Raw genomic sequence first — 17646 nt, 5'->3', positions numbered from 1 at the left:
GACTGATCGGCCCCACCTTATGAATCGGGATGTCATGTCCTTGTGAAAATAAAGTCAGGTAAACCTTCCAATGTTTACAAGACTTTTCAACACAGTCGCTTAGCCCTTTGGATTCAATTCCACTTCGAAATGGCAACCGTTGGGTTCCATCGTGCTGAGGCTGACTGTCCAGCCTCGGTTCTCGCAAATGCGCTGCACCAGGGATAACCCCAGCCCCAGGCCCTCGCCGCGCTTTTCGTTACCACGCACGAAGGGCTCGAACATCGCCTCGCGTTTTTCCTCGGGAATGCCCACACCGCTGTCCTCAACCATGAATCCGGTGCTGGTCAGCGACAGACGGATGAACCCCTGGTCGGTGTAGTGCAGGGCATTGCGCAGCAGGTTGCCCATCACCGCCGTCAGGAACGTGGCGTTATACAGGGTGTCGACGGTTTGCCCGGGTTCGAAGATCAGCGTCAGGCCCTTGGATTCGATGGGCGCGCGCCATACGCCGAGGAGGTTCTCGGCCACCTGCCCCAGGGTCAGACGAGGCGACATGCCGTTGTCTTCGCGTTCGGACCTGGCGAGCATCAGGAAAGTTTGCACCAGTTCGCGCATCTCTTCGCTGGCCCGGCTGATGCGCTCGACCTGGGTACGACCGCGCGGATCCAGCGCCGGGTTTTCCAGCAGCAGTTCACAGGAGGTCGCCAGAACCATCAGCGGCGTACGCAATTCGTGGCTGACGTCGCTGGTAAACAAGCGCTCGCGGGTCAGGGCCTGGCGCAAGCGCCCCAGTGTGGCATCGAACGCCACGGCCAACTCACCCACCTCATCGGCGGCATAGTCCGGGGCCAGCGGCGGAGCGAGACCGAGGAGTTGGTCGCGATGGCGCACTTGCCGGGCCAGGCGAACCACAGGCGCCATCACCCGGCGTGCCAGGACCCAACCCAAAAATACCGCCAACGCCAGGCTGAGCACGAAACCCACCAGGACCACGGCAAACAGCACCCGCTCGCGCTCCTCGAAATCGCTCTGGTCTTGCAGCAACACGTAGTGCCGACCATCCACGATCTCGACCATGGCGTGATAGGACAATTGCTCGCGAAACACTTCGTGGAAACCACGCTCCAGATGGCGCAGGTCCCTGGGTAATTCGAAGTCCCCCGGACCGCCGCTGAAATAGAACAGTTGGTCGGGTTCCGGCCGATGGTTCCAGTCCGAGACGCTGTCCATCAGCAACAGGCGTTGCAGGTCGCCACCCAGCCCGGCGGAAATCAGCTTTTCTTCGACCAAATGAACCGTCGCCACGATGCCCATGGCGAACGCGCCGGCCACCAATGCGCTCATCAGCGCAAACGCGATGATGATCCGTTGGGCAAGGCTCTGCTTAAACTCCATCGCGGCCCTCGGCCAGGCGATAGCCGACGCCGTGCACGGTATGCAGCAGCGGTTTTTCGAACGGTTTGTCGATCACTTGGCGCAGTTGATGGACGTGGCTGCGCAAGCTGTCGCTGTCTGGGCAATCGTCGCCCCACAACGCTTCTTCGAGGATTTCACGGCGCAACACGTGGGGGCTTTTCTGCATCAGCACCGCCAGGAGTTTCAGGCCCACGGGGTTGAGCTTGAGCAGCTTGCCTTCGCGCGTCACTTCAAGGGTATCGAGGTCGTAGCTCAGGTCGCCGACCTGCAAGGCCCGCCGGCCACCACCCTGGGCGCGACGCATGACGGCTTCGATCCGCGCCGCCAGTTCCGACAAGGCGAACGGTTTGATCAGGTAGTCATCGGCGCCGGACTTGAAGCCCTGCAGGCGATCGTCCAACTGATCCCGGGCAGTGAGCATGATCACCGGCGTATCGCGCCGGGCGTCCTCGCGCAGGCGCTTGCACAAGGTGTAGCCATCGATGCCCGGCAGCATGATATCGAGCACGATCAGGTCGTAGTGTTCGGTCGCCGCCAGGTGCAACCCCGACAAACCGTCCTGGGCACAATCGACGGTATAGCCCTTGAGCCCCAGGTAATCGGCCAGGTTGGCCAGGATGTCGCGGTTGTCTTCGACCAATAGAATTCGCATGGGCACCTCTGCGTGCACGGTTAACGGCTGGCTTGGCCCGCGCAGCTTACGGCCAAGCGTGGCTCACGGCTAGGGTTGTGTCCGCCATAGCAGCGCATGCCCCCCCTGTGGGAGCGGGCTTGCTCCCACAGGGGCCGCGCCGACAGTCATTGACGAGTTTTTCACCCAACCTTCACACCGCCCGAACGCAACACGGACCAGACTGCGCGACACGCTGAAAACGAAAACTCCCAAAGGTACTGCCATGGTTCCCACCGCCATCCGCCCCGCATCCAGGCCGCTGAATTTATGGGTCGCCCTGGGCCTGCCTGCCGTCGTAGCAGCCATCCTGGTGTTGCTGGAACTGACCACCCTGGACATGGACCTCGCCAAGTTGTTTTACGATCCGACAGCGGGTGGGTTTATCGGTCGGCACAGCTTTTTCCTCGAGGATATCCTGCACGATCGAGCCAAGGAGGTAGTGATCGCGTTTTCCCTGCTGGCGGTCATGGGGTTTATCGGTACGTTTTTCATCACCCGGCTCAAACCCTTCAAGCGGGAACTGGGCTGTCTGGTGCTGTCCCTGGCACTGGCGACGTCCTTCGTCACGCCGATGAAAGCGGTGACGGCGGTGCAATGCCCCTGGAGCCTGAAAGAGTTCGGCGGCAAGGAGACCTACAGTGAGCTGCTCAGCCCACGCCCGGCCACGGACAAACCCGGTCGATGCTGGCCCGGCGGTCACGCCGCCACCGGGTTCACGCTGTTTGCGCTGTTCTTCGTCCTGCGCGATCGCCGCCCGCGCCTGGCCCGCCAGGCCTTGGTGCTCACCTTCACCCTGGGCACGGTGTTTTCCCTGGGGCGGATGATGCAAGGGGCGCATTTCTTTTCCCACAACGTGTGGACGGCGGTGTTCTGTTGGTTGATTTGCCTGGGGTGTTACTACTACATCCTGTACCGACCGGCCGCCATGGCTGATCGCATAGCGCTGAGCCAACCCGCCAACGCCTGAATACGCACCGGACAACCCCTGTGGGAGCAAAGCTTGCTCGCGATCGCAATGGCAGCTTCAGTATCCTGGCAAGCTGACCCACCGCCATCGCGAGCAAGCTTTGCTCCCACAGAGACAGCTGTGGCCCAGTCCAATGCGGGATTGAATCCAAGGCAATAAAAAACCCCGCCGGCTTTCGCAGGCGGGGTTTTTCGCTACAGGGGTAAGGCTGGCTTACATCATGCCGCCCATGCCACCCATGCCGCCCATGTCTGGCATACCGCCGCCAGCTGGAGCGTCTTCCTTGATTTCAGCGATCATCGCCTCGGTGGTGATCATCAGGCTGGCAATCGACGAAGCCGCTTGCAGAGCCGAACGAGTCACTTTGGCTGGGTCCAGGATACCCATTTCGATCATGTCGCCGTATTCGCCGGTCGCAGCGTTGTAACCGTAGTTACCCGAACCCTGCTTGACCTTGTCGACCACAACGCTTGGCTCGTCGCCGGAGTTGGCAACGATCTGGCGCAGCGGCGCTTCTACAGCGCGACGCAGCAACTGGATGCCCACGTTCTGGTCGTCGTTGTCGCCTTTGAGCTCGGAGATAGCCTGCAGAGCGCGAACCAGTGCCACGCCACCGCCAGGTACCACGCCTTCTTCGACGGCTGCGCGGGTCGCGTGCAGGGCGTCTTCAACGCGGGCTTTCTTCTCTTTCATTTCAACTTCGGAGCCGGCGCCAACCTTGATCACCGCAACGCCGCCGGACAGCTTGGCCAGACGCTCTTGCAGTTTTTCACGGTCGTAGTCGGACGAAGTCTCGGCCACTTGGGCGCGGATCTGGGTCACGCGAGCCTGGATGTCAGCCTCGACGCCGGCACCGTCGATCACGGTGGTGTTTTCCTTGGACAGGATCACGCGCTTGGCGTTACCCAGGTGTTCCAGGGTGGTGCTTTCCAGGCTCAGGCCGATCTCTTCGGAGATAACGGTACCGCCGGTCAGTACGGCGATGTCCTGCAGCATGGCCTTGCGACGATCGCCGAAGCCTGGCGCCTTGACGGCTGCGACTTTAACGATACCGCGCATGTTGTTCACGACCAGGGTCGCCAGGGCTTCGCCTTCGACGTCTTCAGCCACGATCAGCAGTGGGCGGCCGGCTTTGGCAACGGCTTCCAGCACTGGCAGCATTTCGCGGATGTTGGAGATCTTCTTGTCCACCAGCAGGATCAGCGGGCCGTCGAGCTCGGCGGTCATGGTGTCCGGCTTGTTGACGAAGTACGGGGACAGGTAGCCACGGTCGAACTGCATGCCTTCTACGACCGACAGTTCGTTTTCCAGGCCCGAGCCTTCTTCAACGGTGATCACGCCTTCCTTGCCGACTTTTTCCATGGCTTCGGCAATGATGTCGCCGATGGAGTTGTCGGAGTTGGCGGAGATGGTGCCGACCTGAGCGATCGCCTTGGTGTCAGCGCATGGCTTGGACAGGGCTTTGAGCTCTTTGACAATGGCGATGGTCGCCTTGTCGATGCCGCGCTTGAGGTCCATCGGGTTCATGCCGGCAGCGACGGCTTTCAGGCCTTCGTTGACGATCGACTGAGCCAGTACGGTCGCGGTGGTGGTGCCGTCACCGGCGTCGTCGTTGGCACGGGAGGCAACGTCTTTGACCAGTTGCGCGCCCATGTTTTCGAAACGGTCTTTCAGTTCGATTTCTTTGGCTACGGAAACGCCGTCCTTGGTGATGGTCGGAGCGCCGAAGCTCTTCTCGATGATCACGTTACGGCCTTTCGGGCCCAGGGTCGCTTTTACTGCGTCAGCCAGGACGTTGACACCGGCGAGCATTTTCTTGCGGGCGGAATCGCCGAATTTAACTTCTTTAGCAGCCATGATCGATATTCCTTAAATACTTTGTAGTAACGGGAAAATGGGCGGGGGAATCAGCCTTCGAGAACAGCGAGGATTTCGTTCTCGCTCATTACCAGCAGGTCTTCGCCGTCGACTTTCACTGTGTTGCTGCCGGAGTAAGGGCCGAACACAACCTTGTCACCCACTTTCACGGCCAGCGCACGTACTTCACCGTTTTCCAGTGCCTTGCCTGGACCTACAGCGAGAACTTCACCGTGGTTGGCTTTTTCAGCAGCCGAACCTGGCAGGACGATACCGCCAGCGGTTTTCTTCTCTTCTTCGCTGCGACGGATGACGACGCGGTCATGCAGAGGACGAAGCTTCATTGTCGATCTCTCCTAATTTTTGGTTTTCATCGGCCGGTGTAGTCCCGGCGGGTTTAACAAAGCCGGCAGAGCCGGTTGCGGTTCGTCAGTCGAACCGCGGAAGTCTGTCCGGTGTCGCCACCGGAAACCTTGCGGTGACCGTTACATAAGGGCGTACAAGTGGATTACAAGGGCGCAAGCAGAAAATTTTTTACTTCACGCAGCCAAAACGAACACGGCGCCCGAAGGCGCCGTGGAGAAAGTTTTACTTGGAATCCCGGTGTTCGAATTCACCTTCGATCACGTTGGGCTCACGACCCACGGGCTCGCGCGGAGCCGGCCCGCCGCGGGGCTGGAGGTCATCAGCGAAGGCCCGTTGGCGCATCGCCTGCTCCTCGGCGCGCTGGCGCATTTTATTGGCCAGCAACCGACGGGTGAACGGCAACAGCATGACTAGGCCCAGCACGTCGCTGATGAAGCCTGGCAGGATCAACAGGCCGCCACCCAAGGCCAGCATCAGGCCTTCGAGCATGGTCTGGGCGGGCAGCTCGCCACGGGTCAGGCTTTCACGGGCACGCAGCGCCGTGGCGAGACCGGCAATGCGCAGCACGAACACGCCGAGCATCGAGCCGAGAATGACCAGCAGCAGCGCCGGGAAAAACCCGATCGCACCGCTGACCTTGACGAATACGAACAGCTCCAACACCGGGAACAGCAGAAAGAGCAACAAAAAAGGGCGCATCAAAGGGTTCCTCTACGCAAGAATGCCTTGCTATGAAAACCTAAATGACGTCGACCTTTCGTGAATTCAAGCGTCGGCCTCGGCATTTTTTGGCCATTGCTCGGCGTGAGCCAGGTAAACCAAGGCTTCGCGTACTTGTGTCGGCGTGTTGCAAGGCGTTGGAAACGCCAGCCAGTGCAAGCCCTGCCCGATACGCAGGTGCATGCCTTCGCTGTCGATGCCCACCAGTTGCGCCGGTTCGCTTTTCGGCAGGCCGGCCAGCTCCACGTAATGGGCAATGGCCTTGGCGTGATCGGCGTTCATGTGCTCGATCATGCTGGCTTCGGCCTTGCCGGCGAAGGGATTGGCCAGGGTGAGCGAGTCGATCCAGTGAATGGCGCCGAAGCCGCCGATGTAGCGATGGCGCACCGGGTCAAGCACCCAGAAATCGAAGTCATGGGCCTTGTGGTAGTTCTGCGAGTCAGGGAAATAGCGGTAATAACGCTCGGCGGCCGCCTCGATGGCGTCGCTGTCTTCGAGTTTCCGGGCCTCGGCCAGGTAAGTCAGGCGCCCGACGGCCTGCACATCCTCGGCACCGCGCTCGCCCACCAGCATCGAACACTTGGGGTCTTTTTGCAGATTGTGCGTGTGCTGGGCAATGCGGCTGATCAGGATCAGCGGCCGGCCTTCTGCGTCCAGGCAATAGGGCACGACGGAACCGAACGGAAAACCGGGCATCGATTTGGAATGCGTGGAGAGCATTCCACGGTATTCCTTGAGCAGCAGTTCCCGGGCATGCTTGGCAGCTTCAACGCTCAATTTATGACTCCTTTTATAAAAACCGTCTAGAAAACGGTCAGGCGACTGGAGTAATGTTCCGGTACACCTAGGGGACGATTCTCGTGTGCAGTCGGGCTACACCGTCGCGAATCGAGAGGCCGCCCAAAGGGTCCCCTCCACCGCTGCGCCATCTGGACATGAGAATGCAACTCACTGACAAAGTAATCATTATCACCGGCGGTTGCCAGGGCTTGGGTCGCTCCATGGCCGAGTATTTCGCGGGTAAAGGCGCGAAGCTGGCCCTGGTGGACCTCAACCAGGAAAAACTCGACCAGGCGGTGGCCGCCTGCGCGGCCAAGGGCGTCGAGGCCCGTGCCTACCTGTGCAACGTCGCCAATGAAGATCAGGTGATCGACATGGTCGCCCGGGTGGCCGAGGACTTCGGCGCGATCCACGGCTTGATCAACAACGCCGGGATCCTGCGCGACGGCCTGCTGCTCAAGGTCAAGGATGGCGAAATGACCAAGATGAGCCTGGCCCAGTGGCAGGCGGTGATCGATGTCAACCTCACCGGTGTGTTCCTGTGCACCCGTGAAGTGGCGGCGAAAATGGTCGAGCTGAAGAACAGCGGCGCCATCATCAATATCTCGTCGATCTCCCGCGCCGGCAATGTCGGCCAGACCAACTACTCGGCTGCCAAGGCCGGCGTGGCCGCAGCGACCGTGACCTGGGCCAAGGAGCTGGCGCGCTACGGCATCCGTGTGGCGGGCATTGCACCGGGTTTCATCGAAACCGAGATGACCCTGGGCATGAAGCCCGAGGCCCTGGAAAGAATGACCTCCGCGATCCCGCTCAAGCGCATGGGGAAACCCGAGGAAATTGCCCATTCGGCCGCCTATATCTTTGAGAACGACTACTACACCGGTCGGATCCTGGAGATGGATGGCGGGATGCGGATCTAAACCCACCGCATAACACAATGTGGGAGCGGGCTTGCTCGCGAATGCGCTGGATCAGTCAACTTATCCGTTGAATGACACACTGCATTCGCGAGCAAGCCCGCTCCCACAATGGATTGTATTACGGCCTATTCAATCGTCACTGACGGTGATATTCGGCATCGCCGGCGATGCCGCTTCCTGCAACACGATCCGCGCGCCCACGTGGCGGGCCAGTTCCTGATAGACCATGGCGATCTGGCTGTCCGGCTCGGCGATGACCGTCGGTTTGCCGCCGTCGGCCTGTTCACGGATCACCATCGACAGCGGCAGCGAAGCCAGCAATTCGACGCCGTACTGGGTCGCCAGTTTTTCCCCGCCACCTTCGCCGAACAGGTGCTCGGCATGGCCGCAATTGGAGCAGATGTGCACGGCCATGTTCTCTACCACGCCCAGCACCGGAATGTTCACCTTGCGGAACATCTCCACGCCCTTGCGCGCGTCCAGCAGGGCCAGGTCCTGGGGGGTGGTGACGATCACCGCACCGGCCACCGGGACTTTCTGCGCCAGGGTCAGTTGGATATCGCCAGTGCCCGGCGGCATGTCGATCACCAGGTAATCCAGGTCGCCCCACGCGGTTTGCGTGACCAGTTGCAGCAAGGCACCGGACACCATCGGCCCGCGCCAGACCATCGGCGTGTTGTCGTCGGTCAGGAAGGCCATGGACATGACTTCCACGCCATGGGATTGCAGCGGCACGAACCACTTCTGATCCTTGACCTGGGGCCGGGTGCCCTCGGCGATCCCGAACATGATGCCCTGGCTCGGACCGTAGATGTCCGCATCGAGAATCCCGACCTTCGCCCCTTCACGGGCCAGGGCCAGGGCCAGGTTGGCGGCGGTGGTGGACTTGCCCACGCCGCCCTTGCCCGAGGCCACGGCGATCACGTTCTTGACGTTCGCCAGCCCCGGCACCTGGGCCTGGGCCTTGTGCGCGGCGATGACGCTGGTGATCTGGACAGTCGCGGCTGTCACGCCGTCCAGGCCTTCGATCGCCATTTGCAGCATCTGCGCCCAGCCGCTCTTGAACAGGTCGGCGGCGTAGCCGATTTCCAGCTGGACGCTGACGCGATCGCCCTGGATGTCGATGGCGCGCACGCATCCGGCGCTGACCGGGTCTTGGTTCAGGTAGGGGTCGGTGTACTGGCGAAGGACGGTTTCCACCGCTGCGCGGTTGACGGCGCTCATGGGCAACTCCGATAGCAAGACTTGAAAAACAGGCCGCTATCCTACGCCGCGCGTGCTTTTGTGGCGACCCGATTAAGGCCGGCGAACGCTCTTGTGGCGAGGGAGCTTGCTCCCGCTCGGCTGCGCAGCAGTCGCAACGAGGCTGACGCTGCCGATACGCCAGGGCGTAGAACCATTTTGGGGCGGCTTCGCCCCCCAGCGGGAGCAAGCTCCCTCGCCACAAACAGCCCCGAAGGGTGAAAAAAAGCCGCCGGCGCTTTATAGTGGCCGACCTCCGTTTCATCAAGTAGCCGAGCCCCATGTCCGAGCCACGCAAGATCCTCGTCACCAGCGCCCTGCCCTATGCCAATGGTTCGATTCACCTCGGCCATATGCTGGAATACATCCAGACCGATATGTGGACGCGCTTCCAGAAACATCGCGGCAACCAGTGCATCTATGTCTGCGCCGACGACGCCCACGGTTCGGCCATCATGCTGCGTGCGGAAAAGGAAGGCATCACCCCGGAACAGCTGATCGCCAACGTCCAGGCTGAACACAGCGCCGACTTTGCCGAGTTCCTGGTGGACTTCGACAACTTCCACTCCACTCACGCCGAAGAAAACCGTGAGCTGTCGAGCCAGATCTATCTGAAGCTGCGTGACGCCGGGCATATCGCCACCCGTTCTGTCACCCAATATTTCGACCCGGAAAAGAACATGTTCCTGGCCGACCGCTTCATCAAGGGCACCTGCCCGAAATGCGGCACCGAAGACCAGTACGGCGACAATTGCGAGAAATGCGGCGCCACCTACGCACCGACCGACCTGAAAGACCCGAAGTCGGCGATTTCCGGCGCCACCCCGGTGCTCCGGGATTCCCAGCATTTCTTCTTCAAGCTGCCGGATTTCCAGGCGATGCTGCAAACCTGGACCCGCAGTGGCACCTTGCACGACGCGGTGGCCAACAAGCTCGCCGAATGGCTCGACTCCGGCCTGCAAGAGTGGGACATTTCCCGCGATGCACCGTACTTCGGCTTTGAAATCCCCGGCGAGCCTGGCAAGTATTTCTACGTGTGGCTGGATGCGCCCATCGGCTACATGGCGAGCTTCAAGAACCTGTGCGACCGCACACCGGAGCTGGACTTCGACGCGTTCTGGGGCAAGGACTCCACCGCCGAGGTGTATCACTTCATCGGCAAGGACATCGTCAATTTCCATGCGCTGTTCTGGCCAGCGATGCTCGAAGGTGCCGGTTTCCGCAAGCCGACCGCCATCAACGTCCACGGTTACCTGACCGTCAACGGGCAGAAAATGTCCAAGTCCCGCGGTACCTTCATCAAGGCCCGGACCTACCTGGACCACCTGTCGCCGGAATACCTGCGCTACTACTACGCCGCCAAGCTCGGCCGTGGCGTCGATGACCTGGACTTGAACCTCGAAGACTTCGTGCAAAAGGTCAACTCCGACCTGGTGGGCAAGGTCGTCAACATTGCCAGCCGTTGCGCCGGCTTCATCCACAAGGGCAACGCCGGCGTCCTGGTCGCCGGTAACGCCGCGCCGGAACTGACCGACGCCTTCCTGGCGGCCGCGCCCAGCATCGCCGAAGCCTACGAGAGCCGCGATTTTGCCCGCGCCATGCGCGAAATCATGGCCCTGGCCGACCGCGCCAACGCCTGGATCGCCGACAAGGCCCCTTGGTCGCTGGCCAAGCAGGAAGGCAAGCAGGACGAAGTCCAGGCCATCTGCGCCCTGGGCATCAACTTGTTCCGCCAGTTGGTGATCTTCCTCAAGCCGGTACTGCCGTTGCTGGCCGCCGATGCCGAAGCGTTCCTGAACGTTGCGCCGCTGACCTGGAACGACCACCAGACCCTGCTGAGCAACCATCAGTTGAACGAGTTCAAGCCGTTGATGACCCGTATCGATTCCGCCAAGGTCCAAGCCATGATCGACGCCTCCAAGGAAGACCTGGCCGCCAGCCAGACCGACACCGGCGCCCCTGCCGGCAACGGCGAACTGGCCAAGGACCCGCTGTCGCCGGAAATCGATTTCGATGCCTTCGCCGCCGTTGACCTGCGCGTGGCGCTGATCCTCAAGGCCGAAGCCGTCGAAGGAGCGGACAAGCTGTTGCGCCTGACCCTGGACATCGGCGACGAGCAACGCAACGTGTTCTCCGGCATCAAGAGCGCCTACCCGGACCCGGCCAAGCTTGAAGGTCGGTTGACGATGATGATCGCCAACCTCAAGCCGCGCAAAATGCGCTTCGGCATCTCCGAAGGCATGGTGATGGCGGCGGGCCCCGGCGGTGAGGAAATCTACCTGTTGAGCCCTGACAGCGGCGCCAAGCCGGGCCAGCGGATCAAGTAATACGACTTCCGCCGCACCGATCCCACAGTCGCCTCGCAGGTGGCTGTGGGATTTTCATATCTGGCCCACGCGCCCGGCGTGCCGGATAATGCCTAATCTTGTAACAGGCCCCTCGTCACCAACACGCCCATGACCGAAATCCTCCTCACGCTGTTTAGCGCTGCCCTGATCAACAACCTGGTGTTGCACTGGCCGCTGGGCGTCGATCCACTGCTGGCGGCCAGCGGCAGAAAGCAGGTGCACGCCTTGGGCCTGGCGACGACGTGCTTGATGCTGGTCGTCGGCACCCTGGGCTACCTGATCGAACATGGGCTGTTGATGCCGACAAACCTGGTGTCGCTGCGCCTGTTGGCGTGGCTGTCCTTGAGCATCTTGCTGATCGCCCCCTTGCTGCGCCTGCTGGCGCGCTGGCTGCCGACCCTGCCATTCGATGGGCTGTGGCCGCTGTTGCTGGGCAATGCCGGCGTAATGGGCGTGACGCTGCTCAACAGCCAGGATGACCGAGGCCTGGGCCACGCCATGGCCCTGAGCCTGGGTGCCGGGCTGGGTTTCTGGCTGGTGCTGAGCCTGTTCGACGATTTGCGCCAGCGCACCTCCAATAACGCTATTGCCCTGCCCTTTCGGGGCCTGCCGATTCAGTTGATCAGCGCCGGACTGATGGCGGTGGTCTTTCTCGGATTGCGCGGGCTGGTCAAGACATGAGCCTGATTCAACGTATCGATGCCCTGCTGCCGCAAACCCAATGCGGCAAATGCGGCCACCCAGGGTGCAAGCCTTACGCCGAAGGCATCGCCCAAGGCGAGCCGATCAACAAATGTCCGCCCGGTGGGCGCGAAACCATCGCGGCCCTGGCCGAGCTGATGAAAATACCCGTGCTGGAACTGGACACCAGCCGCGGCGCGGCCCCGGCGCAAATCGCCTTTATCCGCGAAGCCGAATGCATCGGCTGTACCAAGTGCATCCAGGCCTGTCCGGTGGACGCGATTGTTGGCGCGGCCAAGCTGATGCACACCGTTCTCATCGATGAATGCACAGGTTGCGACCTTTGCGTGGCGCCCTGCCCGGTCGATTGCATCGAGATGCACCCCCTGCCAATGGCGACCGTGCTGCCGATTGTCGGTGGCCTGGCCTTCAGTACCGATGAGCAGCAGGCGCGAACCGCCAAGCGCAACCACGCCCGACGTCGCTTCGAACAACGCAATGCGCGCCTGCGCCGCGAAGAAGAACAGCGCCAGGCGGAGCGCTTGGCCCGTACCCACAGGGCGGCGCAGGCCAAGGAGCCGTCGCTCGACCCCGTACAAGTCGCATTGGAACGCGTACGCGCGCAAAAAGCCGCCACCGCCGATGCCGCCTTGAAAAAAGCCAAGATCGACCTGGCCATGAGCCGGGCGCAATTGAACAAATCCTTGAAAGCGTTCGGCCATCCGCCGACCTTCGAGCAGCAATCGCAACTGATCGTGCTGCAACGCCAGTTCGAAGCCGCCGAGCAGGCCCTGAGCCAACTGGAAAACGCCGCACCTGCGGTCACCGCGCCCCCGGCACCGGCGCAAAACGCCGAGCTGAAGCGGGCCAAGATCCAACTGGCGATGCGCCGCGCCGAACTCAGCAAAGCCCGGACGGCCGCGGTGTCGGATGAACAGTTGCAGGCGCTGGAGCAAGCGGTGAAGGATGCCGAACGCCAGGTGGACGCCCATGCCGCTTCCTGAGCCGGTGGACGAACGGCTGCGACCAGCGATGATGCAAGTGTTGCTGGCGACGCTGCCCGGCGTGCTGGCGCTGCTGTGGTTCCAAGGCTGGGGCGTGGCGCTCAACCTGCTATTGTCCGGCCTCACCGCGCTGGCGGTCGAAGCGTTCGTGTTGTGTGTGCGGCAGCGACCACTCAAACCCGAACTGAACGATGGCAGCGCGCTGGTCAGTGCCACGCTGCTGGCCCTGGCCTTGCCGGCGTATTGCCCCTGGTGGCTGACCGTCACGGCGGCCGCCTGCGCCTTGCTGTTCGGCAAGCACCTGTGGGGCGGCGTCGGCAGCAACCCGTTCAACCCGGCGATGCTCGGATACGCCTTGGTGCTGGTGGCGTTTCCCGCCCAGATGAGTCAATGGCCCGCGCCCCACGGCATGGGCCTGCTGGAAGGTTTGCAACAAGTGTTCGGCACTCATCCGGCGCCCGATGCCTGGGCCGGGGCGACCGCCTTGGACAGCCTGCGGATCAACACGAACCTGACCATCGATGAACTGTTCGGCACCGATCCGGCGTTCGGGCGTTTCGGTGGTCGAGGCGCCGAATGGGTCAATCTGGCCTTCCTGGCAGGCGGCCTGTTCCTGTTGCAGCAACGGGTGTTCAGTTGGCATGCGCCGGTGGGCCTGCTGGCGAGCCTGTTCATCATCAGCCTGTTGTGCTGGAACGGGTCGGGTTCCGATTCCCATGGTTCACCGCTGTTTCATCTGTTCAGCGGCGCGACCATGCTCGGCGCCTTTTTTATCGCGACCGAACCGGTCTCGGGGGCCAAGACCCCGCTTGCCCGGCTGCTGTTTGGTGCGGGCATGGGACTGCTGATCTACCTGATCCGAACCTGGGGCGGCTACCCGGACGGCGTAGCGTTCGCCGTGTTGCTGATGAACCTCGGCGTGCCGGCACTGGACCGATTCGCCGAGGCGCGACAACGGCGACCGCTGACATGAAGAATCCCGGCGGCATGGCAATCCTGATCCTGTTGATTGGCCTCGGTAGCGGTGCCACTTACCTCACGCACCTTGCTACGGCCGGGCGCATCGAGGCCCAGCGACAGATGCTGGCGAACAAGACCTTGCTCGAGGTACTGCCCACTGCCCGCTATGACAATCAGCCGTTGGCGCGCCCCGTTTTCACAACCGCGGTAACCCTGGCCCATAGCACGCTGTTGGGCGGTTACCTGGCGACCCGCAACAGCCAGCCCAGCGCCGTGCTGCTGCGTAGCCAGGCGCTGGGTTATGAAGGCAGCATCGAATTGCTGGTCGCCATCGATCCACAAGGCCGGTTGCTGGGGGTCAAGACCCTGCGCCAAGCCGAGACGCCCGGGTTGGGCGCGGCGATTGCCGGCTGGCCGAACGCCTGGTTGCAGACCTTCACCGGCAAATCACGCCAGGCGCCTGATGGCAGCGGCTGGGCCTTGAAAAAGGACCAGGGTCAGTTCGATCAATTGACCGGCGCAACGGTGACGTCCCGGGCGGTGCTCCAGGCGGTTCATGACGCGTTGCGTTATTTCGACGAGCACAAGGCCCAGTTAACGGGAGTGTCTGCGGATGAATAAGCCATGGGGCCTGACACGCGGCCTGCTGCTCGTCCCGTTGGTTGGCGCTAGTCATTCATTAGTCGGCGCACTGGCGCTATGGCTGGCCTGGACGCTGATTCTCTCCTGCCAAGGCTTGGCAATGGGGCTTGTCCGGCAGCGCCTGACGTCCGGGCAAAGGCTGCTCGCAGCCATTGTGCTGGCCACCACCCTGGCCACCTGTACAGGCTTGCTCATTCAGGCCTGGGCGCTGGAACTGTATCAACCGCTGAGCCTGTACATGGGCTGGATCGCCCTGAGCTGCGTGGCGCTGGAGCATGGTGGGTTCTTCGTTGAGTCTGGCCTGCTTGTGCGCCTGCGGCTGGTTGAGGTGTTCGGCCTCTTGATGATCAGCCTGGGCGCCATCCGTGAACTGATCGGCAGCGGCCTGCCCCTGGCCTTGCTCGCTCCTGGCGGGTTCATTCTGCTCGGGCTGCTGCTGGCCGCCCGACAGGCTTGGACGGCCGCCAAATCCCCTTCAACCCTCGAGGAAACGCCGCGCCCATGAACGCCGCAAAACGCCTGGAAATATTCCGTCGCTTTCACGAAGACAACCCGGAGCCGAAAACCGAACTGGCCTATTCCTCTCCGTTCGAGTTGCTGATCGCGGTCATCCTGTCGGCGCAGTCCACCGACGTCGGCGTCAACAAGGCCACGGCCAAACTGTTCCCGGTCGCCAATACCCCAGAGGCGATCCATGCCCTGGGCGTTGAAGGGTTGTCCGAGTACATCAAGACCATCGGCCTGTTCAACAGCAAGGCTAAAAACGTGATTGAAACCTGCCGCCTGCTGATCGAGCGCCACGGCAGTGAAATCCCCCAGACCCGTGAAGCGCTGGAGGCCCTTCCAGGCGTCGGTCGCAAAACCGCCAACGTCGTGCTCAACACCGCATTTCGGCAATTGACCATGGCCGTCGACACCCACATTTTCCGCGTCAGCAACCGTACCGGGCTGGCCCCCGGCAAAAACGTGGTGGAAGTGGAGAAGAAGCTGATGAAATTTGTCCCCAAGGAATACCTGCTGGACTCCCATCACTGGCTCATCCTCCACGGACGCTACGTCTGCCTGGCCCGCAAGCCCCGCTGCGGCAGTTGCCGGATCGAAGATTTATGCGAATACAAGCACAAGACGTCGGACGATTGAGGCGCTATTGCTTTTCTCGATCCATCGATTGAAAAAATCTTTTTTACCCGCTCGTGGTTTATCGATATAAGGAGCGCCAATGGCAGTCTTAGCCTGGAGTCGAACCCATGAGTGCTGGCAAAGAACAACTGGATGTAGAAGACGAATTCACCGCCGCTGAAGCCGACGACGTCGAACCTGTGGCCGTGCCGGAAGTGGCGAAAACCAACCTGAGCAAGCGGCGCACCATCGATAACCTGTTGGAAGAGCGTCGTTTACAGAAGCAACTGGCCGAATACGATTTTGATCTCTGACACGTAAAAGCCTCCCCGATGGAGGCTTTTTACTAAGTACGCGTGACCTGAAGCCTCACACCAACCCATTGCGCTGCGCCAGTTCGATCAGGTCGACCAGCGAACGGGCATTGAGTTTCAATAACAGACGCGTCTTGTAAGTACTGACGGTCTTGTTGCTCAAGAACATTCCATCGGCGATTTCCTTGTTGGTCTTGCCGCGCGCCAGTTGCTGCAAGACCATCATTTCCCGCCCCGATAACCGATCAACCATATCGGACTCGCTGGCATTACCCAGGCTCGATCGCACCGTGTGCAGTGCCTGGTTGGGAAAGTAACTGTAACCGGACAGCACTGCCTTTATTGCACTTAATAACTCAGTAAGGTCCTGTTGCTTGCAGACATACCCGGCCGCCCCCGTTTGCATGCAGCGCATCGAAAAATGTCCAGGCGCCTGGGAAGTCAGCACCAGCACTTTCATTGATGAAGGAATGGCCGCCAAACGGGCAATAACCTCCAGCCCGTCCAGTTTCGGAATGCCGATATCAAGAATGACGATGTCGGGCATAAGTTCACGAGCAAGTTGTAGCGCATCGACGCCGTTGTCGGTTTCGGCAACGACCTCATATCCATGACGCTCCATCAGCAAACGTACAGCAAGACGAATGACGGGATGATCATCCACGATCAGCACTTTATTCATGGGCAAATCCAACTTCGCTGTTCGAATTTTTAGAGCACGCACAATAGCCTAGTCATTTCTACCTTGGCATACTGCCCCCCCCTGACCGCTCGCACCGAGAGACAGAACCTACAAGATATGCAGAAAATTCCTACAAATTCTGGCAGGAAAAATGTGTCCTGAATTTTTTTCAGAGAAAGATCGACCTCACCAACCCTCCGGTATCCCCCACGAATAATGCGCTCTTTCACCGCCCTGCCCGGCGCGGACCGACCGCCGGAAAGCTCTTTATTCATAAAGAGTAACTGAATTGTTTGCTGTTAAAACTGCCACACCTCACTTCAGCAACAGGAATTCATATATAAAAGACGCTCAGGCACCTGACATTAAACGCCAGCATCCCTGACGGTTATCACGACACCTTATTATCCCAAAACACTCTTTTTCACTTTACTCACCGAGCATGAATATTCCATGAGCATTAACGATGAACAAACCTTTGAAAACCATCACCAACCCCATGACCCTTATCGCCATATTCGCAACTTTATCCGAAACTTCCGCGGCGATTTCCCTGCCGTTCCTGGATGATCAGGATCGCGAGTATTACCTCTGGTTCCTGATCAGCTTTCCGTTTTATCTGTTGCTGCTTTTTTTCATCACACTCAACTTCAATTATCGCTCCTTGTATTCACCTTCGGATTTTCGCAAGAGCAAACACTTTATAAAGACCATGGATGACACGACCGGTCGGCGTAAACGAATGCTGCGCCAGACGGGCAAGGAGCTACGACTGCTGCTGATAGGCCTGCATCGACACAGCCGTGAATCGCCGGACACCCTGTGTACCTTATGCAGCCAATCCCAGCGCTTGATCGAGACCTGTCGATCGGAGCATTCAAGGCACGCCGGCATCGTCGTGTACATCATCTACAACCAGACAGATCTTGCAGCCCACGGGCAGGATAAATGAGCCATCGGGTACGAACCTGCG

At 60.6% G+C, this 17646-nt stretch carries 19 protein-coding genes; 11 read left to right on the top strand and 8 right to left on the bottom strand.

Features of this window, described 5'->3' with window-relative positions:
• Positions 1-99 precede the first annotated feature (99 nt).
• Both J3P88_RS07265 and colR read right to left on the bottom strand, forming a co-directional pair.
• Positions 100-1377, bottom strand: a complete 1278-nt coding sequence (locus J3P88_RS07265) for a sensor histidine kinase (RefSeq protein ID WP_186706307.1) — start codon at positions 1375-1377, stop codon at positions 100-102.
• Positions 1367-2050: a two-component system response regulator ColR gene (gene colR / locus J3P88_RS07260; RefSeq protein ID WP_024779529.1), complete on the bottom strand. Its 684-nt coding sequence runs from the start codon at positions 2048-2050 to the stop codon at positions 1367-1369. Before colR ends, J3P88_RS07265 begins: the two co-directional genes overlap by 11 nt.
• Positions 2051-2294: 244 nt before the next feature.
• On the opposite strand from colR, the gene J3P88_RS07255 reads away from it, so the two are divergent.
• Positions 2295-3038: a phosphatase PAP2 family protein gene (locus J3P88_RS07255; protein ID WP_434574543.1), complete on the top strand. Its 744-nt coding sequence runs from the start codon at positions 2295-2297 to the stop codon at positions 3036-3038.
• Between the two features lie 213 nt (positions 3039-3251).
• On the opposite strand, the gene groL is transcribed toward J3P88_RS07255, so the two are convergent.
• The 4 genes from groL to J3P88_RS07235 form a co-directional block, all read right to left on the bottom strand.
• Positions 3252-4895 carry a chaperonin GroEL gene (groL, locus tag J3P88_RS07250; RefSeq protein ID WP_053124505.1) on the bottom strand — a complete coding sequence of 548 codons (1644 nt, stop codon included), beginning with the start codon at positions 4893-4895 and terminating at the stop codon, positions 3252-3254.
• Between the two features lie 50 nt (positions 4896-4945).
• Entirely contained in the window at positions 4946-5239 is a 294-nt protein-coding gene (locus J3P88_RS07245; protein WP_003204913.1) for a co-chaperone GroES, read from the bottom strand.
• 244 nt (positions 5240-5483) lie between these two features.
• Positions 5484-5960 carry an FxsA family protein gene (locus J3P88_RS07240; RefSeq protein WP_434574542.1) on the bottom strand — a complete coding sequence of 159 codons (477 nt, stop codon included), beginning with the start codon at positions 5958-5960 and terminating at the stop codon, positions 5484-5486.
• A 66-nt stretch (positions 5961-6026) separates the two neighbouring features.
• Positions 6027-6758: a HugZ family protein gene (locus J3P88_RS07235; protein ID WP_434574541.1), complete on the bottom strand. Its 732-nt coding sequence runs from the start codon at positions 6756-6758 to the stop codon at positions 6027-6029.
• Positions 6759-6922: 164 nt separating this feature from the next.
• Here J3P88_RS07235 and J3P88_RS07230 point away from each other — a divergent pair, with 164 nt between their 5' ends.
• On the top strand, positions 6923-7681 hold the full coding sequence (locus tag J3P88_RS07230; RefSeq protein ID WP_186706310.1) for an SDR family oxidoreductase: 759 nt from the start codon (positions 6923-6925) through the stop codon (positions 7679-7681).
• A gap of 129 nt (positions 7682-7810) precedes the next feature.
• Here the strand turns inward: J3P88_RS07230 and apbC are convergent, their stop codons facing one another.
• The gene (gene apbC, locus J3P88_RS07225; RefSeq protein ID WP_434574540.1) at positions 7811-8905 is read right to left on the bottom strand and encodes an iron-sulfur cluster carrier protein ApbC; all 1095 of its coding nucleotides are present in this window, start codon (positions 8903-8905) and stop codon (positions 7811-7813) included.
• A 299-nt stretch (positions 8906-9204) separates the two neighbouring features.
• On the opposite strand from apbC, the gene metG reads away from it, so the two are divergent.
• From metG to J3P88_RS07185, 8 genes are all read left to right on the top strand, one after another.
• Positions 9205-11250, top strand: coding sequence for a methionine--tRNA ligase (gene metG, locus J3P88_RS07220; protein ID WP_434574539.1), 2046 nt, complete (start codon positions 9205-9207; stop codon positions 11248-11250).
• A gap of 129 nt (positions 11251-11379) precedes the next feature.
• Positions 11380-11952, top strand: coding sequence for an Rnf-Nqr domain containing protein (locus J3P88_RS07215; protein ID WP_434574538.1), 573 nt, complete (start codon positions 11380-11382; stop codon positions 11950-11952).
• Complete coding sequence (rsxB, locus tag J3P88_RS07210; RefSeq protein ID WP_434574537.1) at positions 11949-12956, top strand: electron transport complex subunit RsxB; 1008 nt, start codon at positions 11949-11951, stop codon at positions 12954-12956. The genes J3P88_RS07215 and rsxB overlap by 4 nt, the downstream gene beginning before the upstream one ends.
• Positions 12943-13929 (top strand): RnfABCDGE type electron transport complex subunit D, encoded by a 987-nt coding sequence (locus tag J3P88_RS07205; protein WP_434574536.1) that lies wholly within the window; start codon positions 12943-12945, stop codon positions 13927-13929. The genes rsxB and J3P88_RS07205 overlap by 14 nt, the downstream gene beginning before the upstream one ends.
• Positions 13926-14537, top strand: a complete 612-nt coding sequence (locus J3P88_RS07200) for an RnfABCDGE type electron transport complex subunit G (protein WP_434574535.1) — start codon at positions 13926-13928, stop codon at positions 14535-14537. Before J3P88_RS07205 ends, J3P88_RS07200 begins: the two co-directional genes overlap by 4 nt.
• Entirely contained in the window at positions 14530-15063 is a 534-nt protein-coding gene (locus tag J3P88_RS07195) for an Rnf-Nqr domain containing protein (protein ID WP_434574534.1), read from the top strand. The genes J3P88_RS07200 and J3P88_RS07195 overlap by 8 nt, the downstream gene beginning before the upstream one ends.
• Complete coding sequence (nth, locus tag J3P88_RS07190) at positions 15060-15698, top strand: endonuclease III (protein ID WP_186706318.1); 639 nt, start codon at positions 15060-15062, stop codon at positions 15696-15698. The genes J3P88_RS07195 and nth overlap by 4 nt, the downstream gene beginning before the upstream one ends.
• 107 nt (positions 15699-15805) lie before the next feature.
• Complete coding sequence (locus J3P88_RS07185) at positions 15806-15991, top strand: PA3496 family putative envelope integrity protein (protein WP_186706319.1); 186 nt, start codon at positions 15806-15808, stop codon at positions 15989-15991.
• 55 nt (positions 15992-16046) lie between these two features.
• Here J3P88_RS07185 and J3P88_RS07180 read toward each other — a convergent pair whose 3' ends face one another.
• Complete coding sequence (locus J3P88_RS07180) at positions 16047-16673, bottom strand: response regulator transcription factor (protein ID WP_109753848.1); 627 nt, start codon at positions 16671-16673, stop codon at positions 16047-16049.
• Between the two features lie 466 nt (positions 16674-17139).
• Here J3P88_RS07180 and J3P88_RS07175 point away from each other — a divergent pair, with 466 nt between their 5' ends.
• Positions 17140-17625 carry a hypothetical protein gene (locus J3P88_RS07175; RefSeq protein WP_434574533.1) on the top strand — a complete coding sequence of 162 codons (486 nt, stop codon included), beginning with the start codon at positions 17140-17142 and terminating at the stop codon, positions 17623-17625.
• Positions 17626-17646 lie beyond the last annotated feature (21 nt).

Source organism: Pseudomonas sp. Z3-6 (genome assembly GCF_051131985.1).
In the GTDB taxonomy this organism is placed as follows: Bacteria; Pseudomonadota; Gammaproteobacteria; order Pseudomonadales; family Pseudomonadaceae; genus Aquipseudomonas; species Aquipseudomonas zanjanensis.
The sequence above is the reverse complement of the archived record's forward strand: the minus strand, read 5'-3'. Positions and strand labels throughout refer to the sequence as shown.

Bases quoted from the DNA above. Each gene is read 5' to 3' on its own strand.
- J3P88_RS07215 (WP_434574538.1), top strand. From the start codon at position 11,380: ATGACCGAAATCCTCCTCACGCTGTTTAGCGCTGCCCTGATCAACAAC.
- metG (WP_434574539.1), top strand. From the start codon at position 9,205: ATGTCCGAGCCACGCAAGATCCTCGTCACCAGCGCCCTGCCCTATGCC.
- J3P88_RS07180 (WP_109753848.1), bottom strand. From the start codon at position 16,673: ATGAATAAAGTGCTGATCGTGGATGATCATCCCGTCATTCGTCTTGCT.
- J3P88_RS07205 (WP_434574536.1), top strand. From the start codon at position 12,943: ATGCCGCTTCCTGAGCCGGTGGACGAACGGCTGCGACCAGCGATGATG.
- J3P88_RS07230 (WP_186706310.1), top strand. From the start codon at position 6,923: ATGCAACTCACTGACAAAGTAATCATTATCACCGGCGGTTGCCAGGGC.
- J3P88_RS07245 (WP_003204913.1), bottom strand. From the start codon at position 5,239: ATGAAGCTTCGTCCTCTGCATGACCGCGTCGTCATCCGTCGCAGCGAA.
- groL (WP_053124505.1), bottom strand. From the start codon at position 4,895: ATGGCTGCTAAAGAAGTTAAATTCGGCGATTCCGCCCGCAAGAAAATG.
- rsxB (WP_434574537.1), top strand. From the start codon at position 11,949: ATGAGCCTGATTCAACGTATCGATGCCCTGCTGCCGCAAACCCAATGC.
- J3P88_RS07175 (WP_434574533.1), top strand. From the start codon at position 17,140: ATGAACAAACCTTTGAAAACCATCACCAACCCCATGACCCTTATCGCC.
- nth (WP_186706318.1), top strand. From the start codon at position 15,060: ATGAACGCCGCAAAACGCCTGGAAATATTCCGTCGCTTTCACGAAGAC.
- apbC (WP_434574540.1), bottom strand. From the start codon at position 8,905: ATGAGCGCCGTCAACCGCGCAGCGGTGGAAACCGTCCTTCGCCAGTAC.
- J3P88_RS07200 (WP_434574535.1), top strand. From the start codon at position 13,926: ATGAAGAATCCCGGCGGCATGGCAATCCTGATCCTGTTGATTGGCCTC.
- colR (WP_024779529.1), bottom strand. From the start codon at position 2,050: ATGCGAATTCTATTGGTCGAAGACAACCGCGACATCCTGGCCAACCTG.
- J3P88_RS07265 (WP_186706307.1), bottom strand. From the start codon at position 1,377: ATGGAGTTTAAGCAGAGCCTTGCCCAACGGATCATCATCGCGTTTGCG.
- J3P88_RS07255 (WP_434574543.1), top strand. From the start codon at position 2,295: ATGGTTCCCACCGCCATCCGCCCCGCATCCAGGCCGCTGAATTTATGG.
- J3P88_RS07185 (WP_186706319.1), top strand. From the start codon at position 15,806: ATGAGTGCTGGCAAAGAACAACTGGATGTAGAAGACGAATTCACCGCC.
- J3P88_RS07195 (WP_434574534.1), top strand. From the start codon at position 14,530: ATGAATAAGCCATGGGGCCTGACACGCGGCCTGCTGCTCGTCCCGTTG.
- J3P88_RS07240 (WP_434574542.1), bottom strand. From the start codon at position 5,960: ATGCGCCCTTTTTTGTTGCTCTTTCTGCTGTTCCCGGTGTTGGAGCTG.